Below are 13,496 nucleotides of genomic sequence, written 5' to 3'. Positions count from 1 at the left end.
CCATCAACGGCGCCACCCAGACCTTCCCGCCCGAGATCCCCGACGCCGAACGCAAAGTCCTCACCGATCTCGGCTTCAAGCCTGGGTACTAAGCGAAATGTCCAAACTCAGGTGTGACGACCGTGCGGGTGGTGTGCGCGGTGTGCGCGATCGCCGCGTTGCTGCTGGCCGTCACCGCCGGTTCGGATCTGTACTTCGCCGGCTACCCGGACTCGCACTTGACCCACTACGACAGTGCGGCCGAGATGCCCAAACGGGCTCTGATGTGGGGGGAGTGGGGATTCGTGCTGCTCTTCGGTGTTCTCGCTGTTGCGCCGGTCAGCGCACGGGCCCGCAGCATCGGATTGCTCGTCGGTCTGATCGCGATCGTCCTCGTGGCCATGGTCCAGTGGTTCGGCATGCCTTGGTATTTCATCACCCACCTCGGCATCGACAACGGAATCGGTGGTTAGCGCGTCGGCGCCGGAAGGGGTAGCGCCGCCGGGTGGTTGGGACGCAACGACCCCACCAGCGCCGTGCAGGCCACCCGCACGGACTTCTGGATCCCGAACCCGGACGGCAGCTTCATCGGAGAGCGCACCCTCGTCGTCGGCGGAGCCGGCTGTCCCGGTGAGGGACCAGGCACCCACTGGCTACCGATATCGCTGACCCCGGCTTAGCTAAGGCGTGACCGCCGTGCCGGCCGGGTCGATCAGGATCTTGGCGTGGGTCTCGGGGTCGCCGAGCGCGTCGAACGCCGCGGCGACACCGCCGAGCCCGACCGTGCCCGTCACCAATGCCGACGCGTCGAGCTTGCCGTCGGCGAGCATGTGCAGCGTGTCCCGGAATTCCAAAGGGGTGTAGCCGAATACGAAGCGCAGATCGATCTCCTTGCCGATCGCCATCGCGGGACGAAGTTTGTCGTCACCCATACACACGCCGACCACGACGACGCGGGAGGCCAGCGGTGCGGCACCGATGATCCCGTCGATCATGCCGGGCACCCCGACACACTCGAAGATCACCGGCCGCTTCGGCGCGGTGCCGCCGAGGCGGTCGGCGACCCGGTACACGTGCGACCACCCGGGGATCTTGCGCAGCTTCTCCATCGACCCCACGCCGAGTTCGTAGAGCGCCGGGAGTTCGGTGAGGCCGCGCTGCTTGGCGGGCACCGCCTCGTACGGCGAATCGACGGCCGGGTCGACGACGACGTCGGCCCCGCAACGGGCGGCCAGTGCCCGTCGCCCCGGCGAGAAATCGCTCGCCACGATGGTGCGCACCCCCAGTGCCTTGAGGTGACAGATGACCGCCAGCCCGACCGGGCCACAGCCGAGCACGATCGCGACGTCCTTGGTCGTGACGTCGCTGCGCCGCACCGCGTGGTAGGCCACCGCCATCGGTTCGGTGAGCGCGGCGGTGGCCGGATCGAGTCCGTTGGGCACCACGAACGTCAGCGCGGCCTCGGCGACCACCTGCTCGGCGTAGCCGCCCGGTGCCAGCGGGGACAGCCCGGTCAGGTGCACTCCGCCGTGGGCGCGCATCAGCGGGAACGCCACCACCGTCGAACCCGGCTTGAACTCCTTGCCCACCTTGCGGCCACGGTCGGCGACCACGCCGCAGAACTCGTGACCCATCACCACCGGGGTGTCGCTGCGCACGAAGTCGTGGTAGCCGCCCTCGGCCATCACCTCGGTGAGCTCGTCGGCGTGATCCTTGGCGTGCAGATCCGATCCGCAGATGCCGCAGCGCAGCACGTCGAGCACCAACTGCCCCTCGCCGGGACGGGGGGAGGGCAGGTCGACGACCTCCAAAGTGCCGTGTACACAACTGACCGCTTTCATTGGGCCATCGTTGCACGGTAGAACGGCGATATGACTAAGTCGCTGTTGTGGGCCGGGGTGATCCTGGCCGTGGCGGTCGGGACCGTCTCACCGGTCGCGCATGCCGAGCCCGCCGTTCCGGTCGTCGAGCCAGTGGTACTGGAGGAGATCGCGCACGACCCGGAGGCGTTCACCCAGGGCTTCGAGATCAGCGGTGGGGTCCTCTACGAGGGCACCGGGCAGGCCGGCCAGTCGCAGATGCGCACGCTCGACCCCGACACCGGGGAGGTGACGCGCGCGGTCGACATCCCGGGCGACTACTTCGGTGAGGGCATCACGGTGGTCGGCGACCGGATCTGGCAGCTGACCTACCGCGACGAGGTCGCCGTCGAATGGGACCGGGCCGCCCTGACACCGGTGCGGGAGGTTCCGGTGCCGGGGGAGGGCTGGGGGCTGTGTTACGACGGCGAACGCCTGATCCGCAGCGACGGCACCAACCGGCTGACGTTCCACGACCCGAACGACTTCACCGAGACCGGCGGCGTCGACGTCACCCGCGACGGCCGCGCGCTCAACGGTCTCAACGAGCTGGAGTGCGTCGACGGCCAGGTCTGGGCCAACCTGTGGCCGTCGGACAACATCGTGCGGATCGACCCTGCCAGCGGGGCGGTGGACCTGGTGGTGAACGCCGCAGGGCTGCGGGCGCGCGGCATCCCGCCCAGCGCCCAGGTGCTCAACGGCATCGCCCACGTCGGAGGCTCGCAGTTCCTGCTCACCGGCAAGGACTGGCCGAAGACGTTCCGGGTGCAGATGTCCGGATGAGCGGCAGACGTGTCGTCATCGCCGGGATGGGTGACGTCGGGGTGCTCACCGCGATCAAGCTCGCCGACCATGCCGACGTCATCGGGATCTCGGCCAAACCCGGGCTGGTCAGCGGGCAGGAGCTCGGCTGGCGGCTGGCCCGCCCCGACGACTGGGCACAGCACAACTGGATTCCGTTCGGCCGGTTCCGCGGACTCGACAAGGTCCGCACGGTGCACGGCACACTCACCGGGGTGGACCTGACGGCCAGGACGGTGGCAGTGACACTGCCGGACGGTTCCTCCACCGAGGTGGTCTACGACGCGCTGGTCGTCGCGACCGGGGTGGCCAACGGGTTCTGGCGGCAGCCGACGCTGCAGACCGCGGCCCAGATCGGGGCGGATCTGCACGGGCCGCACGAAAAGCTGGCTGCCGCAAGGTCGGTCATCGTCGTCGGCGGTGGTGCCGCGGCGGTGAGCAGCGCTGCGCAGATCGCCACCACCTGGCCGGACAAGCGGGTGGAGCTCTACTTCCCCGGCGAGCGGGCCCTGGCCGGCCATCACCCGCGAACCTGGACGACGGTGCGGCGCAGACTCCATGAGGCCGGAGTCGTGCTGCGGCCGGGGCACCGGGCGGACCTGGAACCGGGGTTCATCGGTGACGAGCTGACCACCGGGCCGGTGCGGTGGAGCACCGGGCAACCGCCGTCGACGGCCGATGCGGTGCTGTGGGCGATCGGACGGGTGCGGCCCAACACCGGCTGGCTGCCCACCGAACTGCTCGACGCGGACGGCTTCGTACGGGTGACGCCCACCCTGCAGGTGCCCGGGCACCCCGAGGTGTTCGCGGTCGGCGACGTCGCGGCGACCGATCCGCTGCGCAGTTCGGCACGCAACCGCGCCGACGGTCTGCTGGCGCGCAACATCCGCGCGGCCTTCGAGGGAAAGCCGCTGCGGGATTACCGTGCGCCCAAGCGGCGTTGGGGATCCGTGTTGGGCATCCAGCCCGACGGGCTGGAGGTGTTCGCGCCGAATGGCCGGGCGTTCCGGTTCCCCGTCTGGGCGTTCGATCGGGTGCTGATGCCCGGGATCGTCCGCTGGGGCATCTACCGCGGTGTGCGACACGATGATTCATGACGTGAACACCGGATTGGGACGAGTACCGCTCGGTGATGGTCCCCGACCGACGGCTGCTGATGGCGCTGACTGCGCAGCGGTCTACGGCGAGAAACTGCGCTGACCGTCCCACAGCCGGTCGGCGTTGTCGGGATCGAGCGCGTACTGCGCGACGCCGCTGAAATCATCCGGGCGCTCCGCGACGACCGGTGATTCGTTGCAGTCTTCGAAATAGCGCCCGCCCACCCCTTCGAGCAGCGGTGAAGCCGCGAGCAGCACAGAGGTGGCGGCCCCCTGCGCGACGGTCTTGCGGCGATCGGCCGGGGTCCGCAAGCCTCCCGTGTGTTTCTGGAGTCCGGTGGCGACAGCACCCGGATGAAGTGCGTTGCCGACGATCCCGGCGTCTCCCCAGCGCTGGGTCACACCCACCGCCAGCAGGATGTCCGCGGTCTTCGACTGGCCGTACGCCGTCCACGGGTCGTAGGGCCGGAAGCGGTAGTCGATGTCGTCGAAGACGACGGGCGACAAAAGATGTCCGCTGGAACTGACGGAGACGACCCGAGCTCCGCAGGCAGCCTCGAGGGCGGGATAGAGCCCGAGCGTGAGGGCGAAATGCCCGAGATAGTTGGTGGCGAACTGCATTTCCCGGCCGTCCGTCGTGCGCGACAGCTCGGGCAGCGCCATCACCCCGGCGTTGTTGATCAGTATGTGCACCGGTGCCCCGCTGAATCGGGAGACGAACTCCCGGACGGAGTTCAGATCGGCGACGTCGACCTGCGCGGCGGTGACGGCGCCGTTGCCGGTGTCCTCGACGATCTGGGCGGCGACCCGGCGCCCGGCGTCGAGCCGGCGGACCCCGAGGACGACGTCGGCGCCGGCAGCCGCCAGAGCACGTGCGGTCTCCACCCCGATACCGGACGTGGCGCCGGTGATGATGGCGCGCCGCCCGGACAGGTCGATGCCGGCAAGGACATCCGCAGCCGTCGAGCTGAAGCCGAAGGGGGTTGTGCAGAGCCCGCTGTCGCAGCTAGACATTTGGTTCTACCACCACTTTCCCTGTGGCAGAACCACTCTCGACAGCGGCGTGGGCATCGTTGACGGCGTCGAGCGGAAAGGTCGTGGGGTGCAGCCGGGGCGCCAGCCGGCCGCTGTCGGCGAGCGCTGCGGCCTCGGCGACGATCTCGCCGTGGTGGTCGCGGCCCCGGCCGGTCAGCAGCGGCATCAACGTGAAGACGCCCGAGTAGGACGCGCCACGGAAGGACAGCGGCGCCAGGCTGTGCGTGCCCCAGCCCAACGCGCTGACGACGTGGCCGGTGTAGCGCTTGACGGCGGTGAACGATGCGTCGAGGGTGGCGCCGCCGACGTTGTCGGCCACGACGTCGAATCCCTCGCCGCCGGTGTGTGCGGCAACGTACTCGTCGACGGTGGTTGCCGTGTAGTCGATCGGGACGGCCCCGGCCGCGCGGATGACCGCCTGGCTCGATGTGCTGCCGGTGGCGTACACCTGTGCGCCGCGGGCGAGGGCGAGCTGCACCGCGAGGAACCCGACGCCACCCGCCCCGCCGTGGATCAGCACCTGTTGGCCCGTGCCGACACCGGCCCGGTCGACGAGCCCCTCCCAGGACGTGATGAACCCCAGCGGAAGCGCGGCGGCCTGCGCCATCGACAGCGTCCGCGGCTTGTGGGCGATCAATCGCGCGTCGACCGCGGCGAGCTCGGCCAGCGACCCCTGCAGGCCACCGACACCGCCGGTCATGCCGAACACTTCGTCACCGACGGTGAACCGGTCGACGCGTGGCCCCACGGCCTCCACCACCCCGGCCATGTCGATGCCGAGAACTGCGGGCGGGGGCATCTGTGCGTGTGGCGCCTCGCCGCGGCGGATCTTGATGTCGAGTGGGTTCACACCGCTGGCCATGACACGCACCAGCACTTCGCCCGGGCCGGGTTCAGGGTCGGGAAGCTCGTCCACGAGCAGCGGTGAGTTGTAGGCGGTCAGTACTGCAGCGCGCACGGCATCTCCTCGGAATCGGCCTGTAACGGCACCGCATGGGGAACGGCGGCGCCCCGCGGTGCATTCCCGGGGGTCAGGAAACGCGCGGGATCCCGGCGTTGATCCGGTCGAGCAGCGCGGGGTATCGCCTGGCCTCGCGATGACTGCCGGGTTTGCCACTGCTGACCACCGCGACGGACAACGCCCGCTGCGGGTCGGCCCACACCACGATGTCGGTCAGCCCGGTGTGTCCGAAAGCGCCGGCCGCGTCCCGGCCGAACGGTCCGAAGCGCTTGGATCCCAACATGTATCCGGTGCCCCACCGCATGGGTTGCAGGCCGGTGGCGAGGTCTGGGCGCAGTCGTCGCGCCTCCTTGGTCGCAGCGCGCAGCGTTTCCGGGGACATCACCCGGACGCCGTCGAGTTCACCTCCGCGGCAAAGGATCTCGGCGAAACGGGACAGTTCGTTGGCGTTGGACACCGTGTTGGACGACGGGATGACGCCGGTGAGGAACTCGCGCGTGTTGGAGAACGGGATGATCTGCTGCGGCGTGCCGCCGACGGCCGTCTTGAATGCCTTGGCGATGGGCGCGGGCAGTGGCTTGCCGGTGACGTGGCTGGGTGCGACCAACGGAACATCTTGTGCCGCAACGCCGTAGTTGGTCCAGCGGAAGCCGAGAGGTGTGAGGATCTCCTCGGCGAGGATGTCGCGGATGCTGCGACCCGTTGCGGCGGAGATGATCTCCCGCATCAGTGGCCCCCACGTCACTCCGTGGTACATGTGCACCAGACCCGGCGGGTACACCGGCTTCATCCGGCCCAGCATCTCGCGGGTGTAGGCGCTGTCGTCCATGCGCTTGAGGTCGGGCTTCGGCCCGGTCGCGAACGGAATCCCCGCGCTGTGGGTGAGCACGTGTCGGATCGTCGTGCGGTCCTTGCCGTGGCTGGTGTACTCGGGCAGATAGTCGCACACCCGGTCCTCGAGTGAGAACGCCCCGCGTTCGACCAGCATGTGCGTCACGGTCGTGGTGATCGCCTTGGCCGCCGAGTACACGCAGAACGGCGTGTCGGTGCGGACGGGGACGTCGTCCCAGGCGTAGCCGATGGCCCGGTCGAGGATCACCTTGCCGTCGCGGCGCAGGCACACCTGGATCGCGGGCTGCATGCCCGCCCGGTACCAGTGCACCGCGGCCTGCCAGATCCGCTCGATCGCGGCGGCGTCGACATCGGAGGGGTCCTCTGCCCCGATCGCGGTGACCGGGTCCAGGTCCGTCAGCGCGGGCCCCCGGAGAACATGCCGCTGCCGATCGCCTGCGTGAGCTCACCCAGCAGTGACCCGGGCCCGGGCTCGGGCGGCATCGGTGCGTTGGTCAGTTGCCAGGTCTGGCAGTCACTGGTGGTGAAGGTGGTGTCGGTAGGCATGATCTGGACGAACGAAGGCTTCTTCGTCAGCCTGTTGTCCACCGTCTCTTCGCCGGCGGTGCGCTTCCAGTAGCAGGCGCCGCCGTCGATCGGTCCCGCCGACTGGTACACGCCCGGAGCGATCTCGGTGCCCACGGCGTAAGAGCCGTTGGCGTCGATGGTGGTCTTCGGTCCTTCGGCGGGTGGTGCGTCGGCCGGTGGTGCCGGCGGCGGCTCGGGAGCGGGCTGCGCTCCAGCCACCGGCGCGAGCACGCACCAGCCTGCCAGTGCAGCCGTGACCAGCACGGCTGGTTTTCTCAGCCTCATAGAAAGTCAGTCTAAGTGCTGCGGCGACGGGGGTGAACCCGTCGCCGCAGCCTCAGTAGTCCGGACAGGCGTCCGGATCAGCCGGCCATGAACGTGTCGTACGCCGACTGCAGGTCAGCGGGCAGGACGGTCACGTTGCACGACCGCTGCGCATCGCCGAGCGGCGCCAGGATGCCCCGCAGGTCGTAGTACTCCGCCGGGTTGGCGGTGAAGTAGCCCCGCAGGTTGGCCTCGGCCGCGGGCCGCGGCTGGTTCATCGCGGCGGTCACAGCCTGATTCGCGCCCGGGTGCGCGTCGAGGTACTGCCGCGCCGCAGCGGTGACCGAGCTGACGGTTCCGGTCAGCGAACTCGCCGAGCACGGGGCCGGCTGCGCAGTGGCCGCGGGCGCGGCCACAGTTGCCACAGCCAGGCCGCCGAACAGACTTGCCGCCCCGACACCCGCCACGATGCGTCGTTTTCCCGGCACGGTGAAACCATTGAATTTCATGATCGATTTGGTCCTTCGGATTGTGAAACGGTTACTGCCTCCCCTACCCGAAATCCAAGGTAACCGAGATCTGAAGTGCTCAAACGTGACTCGGTGGCGGCGAATGTCCGGCCGCGGATGCGTTACATGTTTGCGGCGTGATGTTCTTCTCAATCAGAGGCCGATTCGGTGCAATTGTGACAGTCGGTGTTTCCAAACTCTGAAACTTCTCAAGATTTGCCGGAATTGCTTAATTGATCGTGATCTGCGTCGTCACCGAATCGTGACCATTCGGCGGCTCCGCGGTGGGGGTTTAGGTTGGTGATCGTGAAACTGGACCTGCTGACGCCCGGCATCGAGGTGGGGCTCGTCACGACCGATCTGGACCCGATGGTCGCCTTCTACGAGGGATTCCTCGAACTCGAGCCGCAGGGCGAGATCGAGTTCGACGGCGGCTCGCAGCGGCGCTATTCGCTCGGCGGCAGCGTGCTCAAACTCGTCACCTACACCACACCGCCGCCGGCCCCCGCGGCGCCGGGGGGTGGCCGCGCACAGGCGGGTCTGCGGTACTTCACCATCGGCGTCAACGGGCTGCGCGCCGTTGCCGAGGCCTTCGAGGCCTCCGGCTACGACGTCGTCGAACCTCTCACCGAGTTCGCGCCGGTACCCGGGATGGGGTGGATGTTCGTCGCCGATCCCGACGGCAACCACATCGAACTCTTCGGGACCCTCTGAGGTGACGTACCCCTACCCGCCGGGCGCCCCGTACCAGCAGGTCCCGACCTGCTTCCGGCATCCCGACCGCCAGACCTACGTGCGCTGCACACGCTGCAACCGGTTCATCTGCCCCGAGTGCATGCACGATGCGGCGGTCGGGCATCAGTGCCCCGACTGCGTGGGCGAGGGCGCCCGCTCGGTACGTCCGGTCACCAACGCCGTCGGCGCCAGGCCGGCGAGGTCGACGACTCCCGTGGTCACCTATGCGCTGATCGGCCTCAACCTGCTGATGTTCGCGCTCCAGATGGCGTCGCCCGACCTGGACCGCGCCCTGGGACTGTGGCCGCCCGCCGCAGCCGACGGCGAGCTGTACCGGCTGCTGACCTCGGCGTTCCTGCACTTCAGCGTCACCCACATCGCGTTCAACATGCTGGCGCTGTACTTCGTGGGTGCGCCACTGGAGTTCGCGCTGGGCAGGCTGCGATTCGTCGCGCTCTACCTGTTCAGCGCGCTCGGCGGCTCGGTGCTGGTGTATCTGCTGACGTTCAACGCGCTCACCGCGGGTGCGTCGGGGGCGGTGTTCGGGTTGTTCGGTGCGACGTTCGTGGTGGGCAAGCGCCTCAACATGGATGTCCGGTCCGTCGTGATGATCATCGGGCTGAACCTGGCGTTCACGTTCCTGATTCCGCTGTTCACGTCGCAGAACATCAGCTGGCAGGGCCATATCGGCGGGCTGGTGACCGGCGCGGTGGTGGCTGCGGCGTTCGTCTACGCGCCACGGCAGCAGCGCAATCTCGTGCAGGCGGGCGCGGCCGTCGCGCTGCTGGTGCTGTTCGTGGCGCTGGTGGCATGGCGCACCGTCGAGCTGCGGACGATGCTCGGGCTCGGCTAACGCAGCCCCACCCGGTCGGCGATCGCCTCCAGCACCGCGAGGTGCTCGTCGACGGTGCGCAGTCCGGCGCGCATCGTGTCGACCGACAGGTGAGAGGCGCCGTGCTCGGCCCACTCGCCGATGTCGGCGGCGGTCTGGTCGAGGTCGTGCCGCCACCGCAGCCGGCCCTCCATGCCGATCTCCGACGGATCGCGGCCGGCCTCGCGAGCCGCGGCGTCGACGGCGCCTTTGGCCTCGTCGAGCGCGGGGCCCGGCCCGACGAGTGGGAACCAGCCGTCGGCGATCCGGCCGGCGCGCGCGTAGCCCCGTGGCGCCGCCGCGCCGATCCACAGCGGGATCGGCCGCTGCACCGGCAGCGGCGCGATGCCGGCGCCGGTGACACGGTGATGACGCCCGTCGAAGGTCACCGTGCGCTGCGTCCACAGCTGCCGCAGCAGCTCCACCTGCTCCTCGGACCGGGTTCCGCGGTTGGTGAACTGTTCGCCGAGCGCCTCGTACTCGACGGCGTTCCAGCCCACGCCCACCCCGAACCGCAGCCGCCCGCCGCTGAGCAGATCGACCTCGGCGGCCTGTTTGGCCACCAGGGCCGTCTGCCGCTGGGGAAGGATGATCACGCCGGTCACCAGCTCCAACGTGGTCGTGACCGCGGCGAGGTAGCCGAACATCACCAGCGGCTCGTGGAACGTGGTGTCGACGTCGTACGGACCCGACCAGCCCGTGTGCACGGCGGGGTCGGTGCCGACCACGTGGTCGTAGGCGAGCAGGTGGGTGAACCCGAGCTCTTCGACCCGCCGGCCGTAGGCCCGGACCGCTCCGGGGTCACCGCCGAGCTCCGTTTGAGGAAACACCACACCGATCCGCATACAAAAGAGGGTATGAGTGGAAGATGCTCGGCTTACCCGACCGGATCCGCGCGTGTCTGTTCGACCTCGACGGGGTGCTGACCGACACCGCAAGCGTGCACCGTCGAGCCTGGAAGGCGATGTTCGACGAGTACCTGCGCAGCCGCGCAGAGGACGGCGTGCCGTACGTGCCTTTCGATGCCGGCGCGGACTACGAGCGCTACGTCGACGGCAAGCCCCGCCTCGACGGGATCCGCTCCTTTCTGGGCAGCCGCGGCATCGTCGCCCCGGACGAGACCGTGACGCTGCTGGGGGACCGCAAGAACCACGTGTTCACGCAGACCCTGCACACCGACGGCGTCACGGTGTTCGAGGGATCCCGGCGCTACCTGCAGGCCGCCGCGGCAGCCGGTCTGCGGCGGGCGGTGGTGTCCTCCAGCGCCAATACCCGCACCATCCTCGAGCTGACCGGACTGGATGTCTACGTCGAGGCCCGCGTCGACGGTGTGACCCTGCGCGAGGAGCACCTGCCGGGCAAGCCCGCGCCGGACGCGTTCCTGCGCGCCGCCGAACTGCTCGGCGTCGCACCGGCCGATGCCGCCGTCTTCGAGGACGCGTTGTCCGGGGTGGCCGCCGGGCGGGCCGGCGGGTTCGGGCTGGTGGTCGGTGTCGACCGCACCGGACAGTCAGAAGCATTGCGGCGCAACGGTGCCGATATCGTCGTCACCGACCTGGGGGAGCTGCTCTCGCCGTGATGATCGCCGACGAAGCCTTTCCGGTCGAGCCGTGGCACATCCGGGAGACCGAACTGCGGCTGGATCTGCTGCCGCAGACCGAGTCGCTGTTCGCGCTGTCCAACGGGCACATCGGGTTGCGCGGCAACCTCGATGAAGGCGAACCGCACGGGCTGCCGGGCACCTACCTCAACGGCTTCTACGAAATCCGGCCACTGCCGTACGCGGAGGCGGGGTTCGGTTACCCCGAAGAGGGACAGTCCATCGTCGACGTCACCAACGGCAAACTGATCCGGCTGCTGGTCGACGACGAACCGTTCGACGTCCGGTACGGTGAATTGAGTTCGCACGAAAGGGTTCTGGATCTGCGGGCGGGCACGCTGACGCGGGCCGCGGAGTGGACGTCACCGGCCGGGAAGCGGGTCGAGGTGCACTCGACACGGCTGGTGTCGCTGACCCAGCGCGGTCTGGCGGCCATCGAATACGTGGTGGAGGCCGTCGACGACGTGCTGCTGACGGTGCAGTCCGAACTCGTGGCCAACGAGGATCAGCCTCCGGCATCGGCCGACCCGAGGGTGGCCGCGGTGCTGAGTCACCCGCTGACCCCGGTGCAGCACGAGGTCAGTGAACGCGGGGCGATGTTGATCCACCGCACCCGTGCCAGCGAACTGACGCTGGCCGCTGCGATGGACCACGTCGTCGAGGCACCCGGCCGGGTGGACCTCAGCGGTGACGCCGGACAGGACTGGGCGCGCACCACGGTGGTGTGCGGGCTGAAAGCCGGTGAGCGTCTTCGGCTGGTGAAGTACCTGGCCTACGGATGGTCGAGCCTGCGGTCGCGTCCCGCGCTGCGGGACCAGGTCGCCGCCGCCATCGCGGGCGCCCGCTACACCGGCTGGGACGGGTTGCTCACTGCGCAGCGTGAATACCTCGACGAATTCTGGGACTGCGCCGACGTGGAGGTGGACGGCGACGCCGACTGCCAACAGGCGGTGCGGTTCGGATTGTTCCACGTGCTGCAGGCCAGCGCCCGCGCCGAGCGACGGGCCATCGCGGGCAAGGGCCTGACCGGAACCGGTTACGACGGCCACAGCTTTTGGGACACCGAGGGTTTCGTACTTCCGGTGCTGACCTACACCGCGCCGCGTGCGGCTGCGGACGCGCTACGCTGGCGGGCCTCGACGTTAGAGATGGCGCGGGACCGCGCCGCCGAACTCGACCTGCGCGGCGCCGCCTTCCCGTGGCGCACCATCCACGGCGAGGAGTGCTCGGCCTACTGGCCCGCAGGCACCGCGGGATTCCACGTCAACGCCGACATCGCGATGGCGTTCGACCGTTACCGCGTGGTGACCGGCGACGAATCGCTGGAAAAGGATTGCGGTCTTGCGGTTCTCGTCGACACCGCGCGGCTGTGGCTGTCGTTGGGACACCACGACCGCTACGGCAGGTGGCGCATCGACGGCGTGACCGGGCCCGACGAATACACCGCCGTCGTGCGGGACAACGTCTTCACCAACCTGATGGCGGCGGCGAACCTGCGTGTCGCCGCTGACGCCTGCACCCGGCAGCCCGACGCGGCCCGCGCGCTCGGTGTCGACACCGAGGAGACCGCCGCCTGGCGCGACGCCGCCGACGCCGTGCACATCCCGTACGACGAGGAGTTGGGTGTGCATCCGCAGTGCGACGGGTTCACCACGCTGCGGGAATGGGATTTCGATCAGAACACGAAATATCCACTGCTGCTTCATGAACCGTACGTTCGTCTCTATCCCGCCCAGGTGATCAAGCAGGCCGACCTGGTGCTGGCGATGCAGTGGCAGAGCCACGCGTTCACCCCGGATCAGAAGGCGCGCAACGTCGACTACTACGAACGCCGCACCACCAGGGATTCGTCGCTGTCGGCCTGTACCCAGGCGGTGATGTGCGCCGAGGTGGGCCATCTGGAGTTGGCCCACGACTACGCCTACGAGGCCGCGCTGATCGATCTGCGCGATCTGCACCACAACACCGGGGACGGGTTGCACCTGGCGTCGCTGGCCGGCAGCTGGACCGCGCTGGTCGCCGGGTTCGGCGGACTCCGCGACGACGAGGGCATCCTGGCGCTGGATCCGCAGCTGCCCGGCGGTATCAGCAGGTTGCGGTTCCGGCTGCGCTGGCGCGGCTTTCGGGTCACCGTCGATGCCGACCACGACGCCGTCACCTACACGCTGCGGGACGGGCCGGAAGGCGTGCTGACCATCCGCCACTCCGGTGACCCGCTCGAGATCAACACCCGCAAACCCACGCGGGTCGCGGTGCGGCCGAAGAAGCCGCTGCTCGCCCCGCCGAAGCAGCCGCCAGGCCGTGAGCCGCTGCGGAGATGGCGCTCAACGGTGGACGCGTCGCGGAATTCGCGGGAGAGCTGACGA

General features: G+C 69.1%; 15 protein-coding genes and 1 pseudogene. 9 read left to right on the top strand and 7 right to left on the bottom strand.

Going from position 1 to position 13,496, the window contains the following annotated elements:
• The first annotated feature begins 113 nt into the window (after window positions 1-113).
• Window positions 114-452 (top strand): hypothetical protein, encoded by a 339-nt coding sequence (locus BN976_RS27695; protein ID WP_036375917.1) that lies wholly within the window; start codon window positions 114-116, stop codon window positions 450-452.
• 63 nt (window positions 453-515) lie between these two features.
• A complete protein-coding gene (locus BN976_RS34850) occupies window positions 516-659 on the top strand; it encodes an Rv2253/PknI dimerization domain-containing protein (RefSeq protein ID WP_456093678.1) in 144 nt (47 codons plus the stop codon).
• On the opposite strand, the gene BN976_RS27690 is transcribed toward BN976_RS34850, so the two are convergent.
• Entirely contained in the window at window positions 660-1,820 is a 1,161-nt protein-coding gene (locus tag BN976_RS27690; RefSeq protein WP_011782879.1) for a zinc-binding dehydrogenase, read from the bottom strand.
• Between the two features lie 30 nt (window positions 1,821-1,850).
• Between BN976_RS27690 and BN976_RS27685 the strand changes: the two genes are divergently transcribed.
• The 3 genes and pseudogenes from BN976_RS27685 to BN976_RS34515 form a co-directional block, all read left to right on the top strand.
• Window positions 1,851-2,621, top strand: coding sequence for a glutaminyl-peptide cyclotransferase (locus BN976_RS27685; protein ID WP_036375914.1), 771 nt, complete (start codon window positions 1,851-1,853; stop codon window positions 2,619-2,621).
• Window positions 2,618-3,736, top strand: coding sequence for an FAD-dependent oxidoreductase (locus tag BN976_RS27680; RefSeq protein WP_036375911.1), 1,119 nt, complete (start codon window positions 2,618-2,620; stop codon window positions 3,734-3,736). Before BN976_RS27685 ends, BN976_RS27680 begins: the two co-directional genes overlap by 4 nt.
• 8 nt (window positions 3,737-3,744) lie before the next feature.
• Window positions 3,745-3,839: pseudogene (locus tag BN976_RS34515) on the top strand (PPOX class F420-dependent oxidoreductase); the annotation flags it as partial.
• On the opposite strand, the gene BN976_RS27675 reads toward BN976_RS34515, so the two are convergent.
• From BN976_RS27675 to BN976_RS27655, 5 genes are all read right to left on the bottom strand, one after another.
• Window positions 3,818-4,750 (bottom strand): SDR family NAD(P)-dependent oxidoreductase, encoded by a 933-nt coding sequence (locus BN976_RS27675; protein WP_036375908.1) that lies wholly within the window; start codon window positions 4,748-4,750, stop codon window positions 3,818-3,820. The pseudogene BN976_RS34515 and the gene BN976_RS27675 sit on opposite strands and share 22 nt — an antisense overlap.
• Window positions 4,743-5,729: a zinc-dependent alcohol dehydrogenase family protein gene (locus tag BN976_RS27670; RefSeq protein ID WP_036375906.1), complete on the bottom strand. Its 987-nt coding sequence runs from the start codon at window positions 5,727-5,729 to the stop codon at window positions 4,743-4,745. The genes BN976_RS27675 and BN976_RS27670 overlap by 8 nt, the downstream gene beginning before the upstream one ends.
• 73 nt (window positions 5,730-5,802) lie before the next feature.
• Window positions 5,803-6,975 (bottom strand): lipase LipE, encoded by a 1,173-nt coding sequence (lipE, locus tag BN976_RS27665; RefSeq protein WP_051558581.1) that lies wholly within the window; start codon window positions 6,973-6,975, stop codon window positions 5,803-5,805.
• A gap of 5 nt (window positions 6,976-6,980) precedes the next feature.
• Complete coding sequence (locus BN976_RS27660) at window positions 6,981-7,436, bottom strand: Rv1352/Rv1906c domain-containing protein (protein WP_011782873.1); 456 nt, start codon at window positions 7,434-7,436, stop codon at window positions 6,981-6,983.
• A 77-nt stretch (window positions 7,437-7,513) separates the two neighbouring features.
• Window positions 7,514-7,924, bottom strand: coding sequence for a heme-binding protein (locus BN976_RS27655; protein ID WP_011782872.1), 411 nt, complete (start codon window positions 7,922-7,924; stop codon window positions 7,514-7,516).
• A gap of 300 nt (window positions 7,925-8,224) precedes the next feature.
• Between BN976_RS27655 and BN976_RS27650 the strand changes: the two genes are divergently transcribed.
• Both BN976_RS27650 and BN976_RS27645 read left to right on the top strand, forming a co-directional pair.
• Window positions 8,225-8,638, top strand: a complete 414-nt coding sequence (locus BN976_RS27650; protein ID WP_011782871.1) for a VOC family protein — start codon at window positions 8,225-8,227, stop codon at window positions 8,636-8,638.
• Between the two features lies 1 nt (window position 8,639).
• Window positions 8,640-9,512 carry a rhomboid family intramembrane serine protease gene (locus tag BN976_RS27645; protein ID WP_011782870.1) on the top strand — a complete coding sequence of 291 codons (873 nt, stop codon included), beginning with the start codon at window positions 8,640-8,642 and terminating at the stop codon, window positions 9,510-9,512.
• On the opposite strand, the gene BN976_RS27640 is transcribed toward BN976_RS27645, so the two are convergent.
• Complete coding sequence (locus BN976_RS27640; protein ID WP_036375902.1) at window positions 9,509-10,375, bottom strand: LLM class F420-dependent oxidoreductase; 867 nt, start codon at window positions 10,373-10,375, stop codon at window positions 9,509-9,511. The two genes, BN976_RS27645 and BN976_RS27640, sit on opposite strands and share 4 nt — an antisense overlap.
• A 23-nt stretch (window positions 10,376-10,398) precedes the next feature.
• Between BN976_RS27640 and BN976_RS27635 the strand changes: the two genes are divergently transcribed.
• Window positions 10,399-11,109 carry a beta-phosphoglucomutase family hydrolase gene (locus BN976_RS27635; RefSeq protein ID WP_011782868.1) on the top strand — a complete coding sequence of 237 codons (711 nt, stop codon included), beginning with the start codon at window positions 10,399-10,401 and terminating at the stop codon, window positions 11,107-11,109.
• The gene (locus BN976_RS27630; RefSeq protein ID WP_036375900.1) at window positions 11,109-13,493 is read left to right on the top strand and encodes a glycoside hydrolase family 65 protein; all 2,385 of its coding nucleotides are present in this window, start codon (window positions 11,109-11,111) and stop codon (window positions 13,491-13,493) included. Before BN976_RS27635 ends, BN976_RS27630 begins: the two co-directional genes overlap by 1 nt.
• Window positions 13,494-13,496 lie beyond the last annotated feature (3 nt).

The sequence above is a fragment of the Mycolicibacterium austroafricanum genome, from assembly GCF_000612725.1.
GTDB lineage: Bacteria > Actinomycetota > Actinomycetes > Mycobacteriales > Mycobacteriaceae > Mycobacterium > Mycobacterium austroafricanum.
Note: the sequence above shows the minus strand (reverse complement) of the source record. Positions and strands in the feature narration are given on the sequence as shown.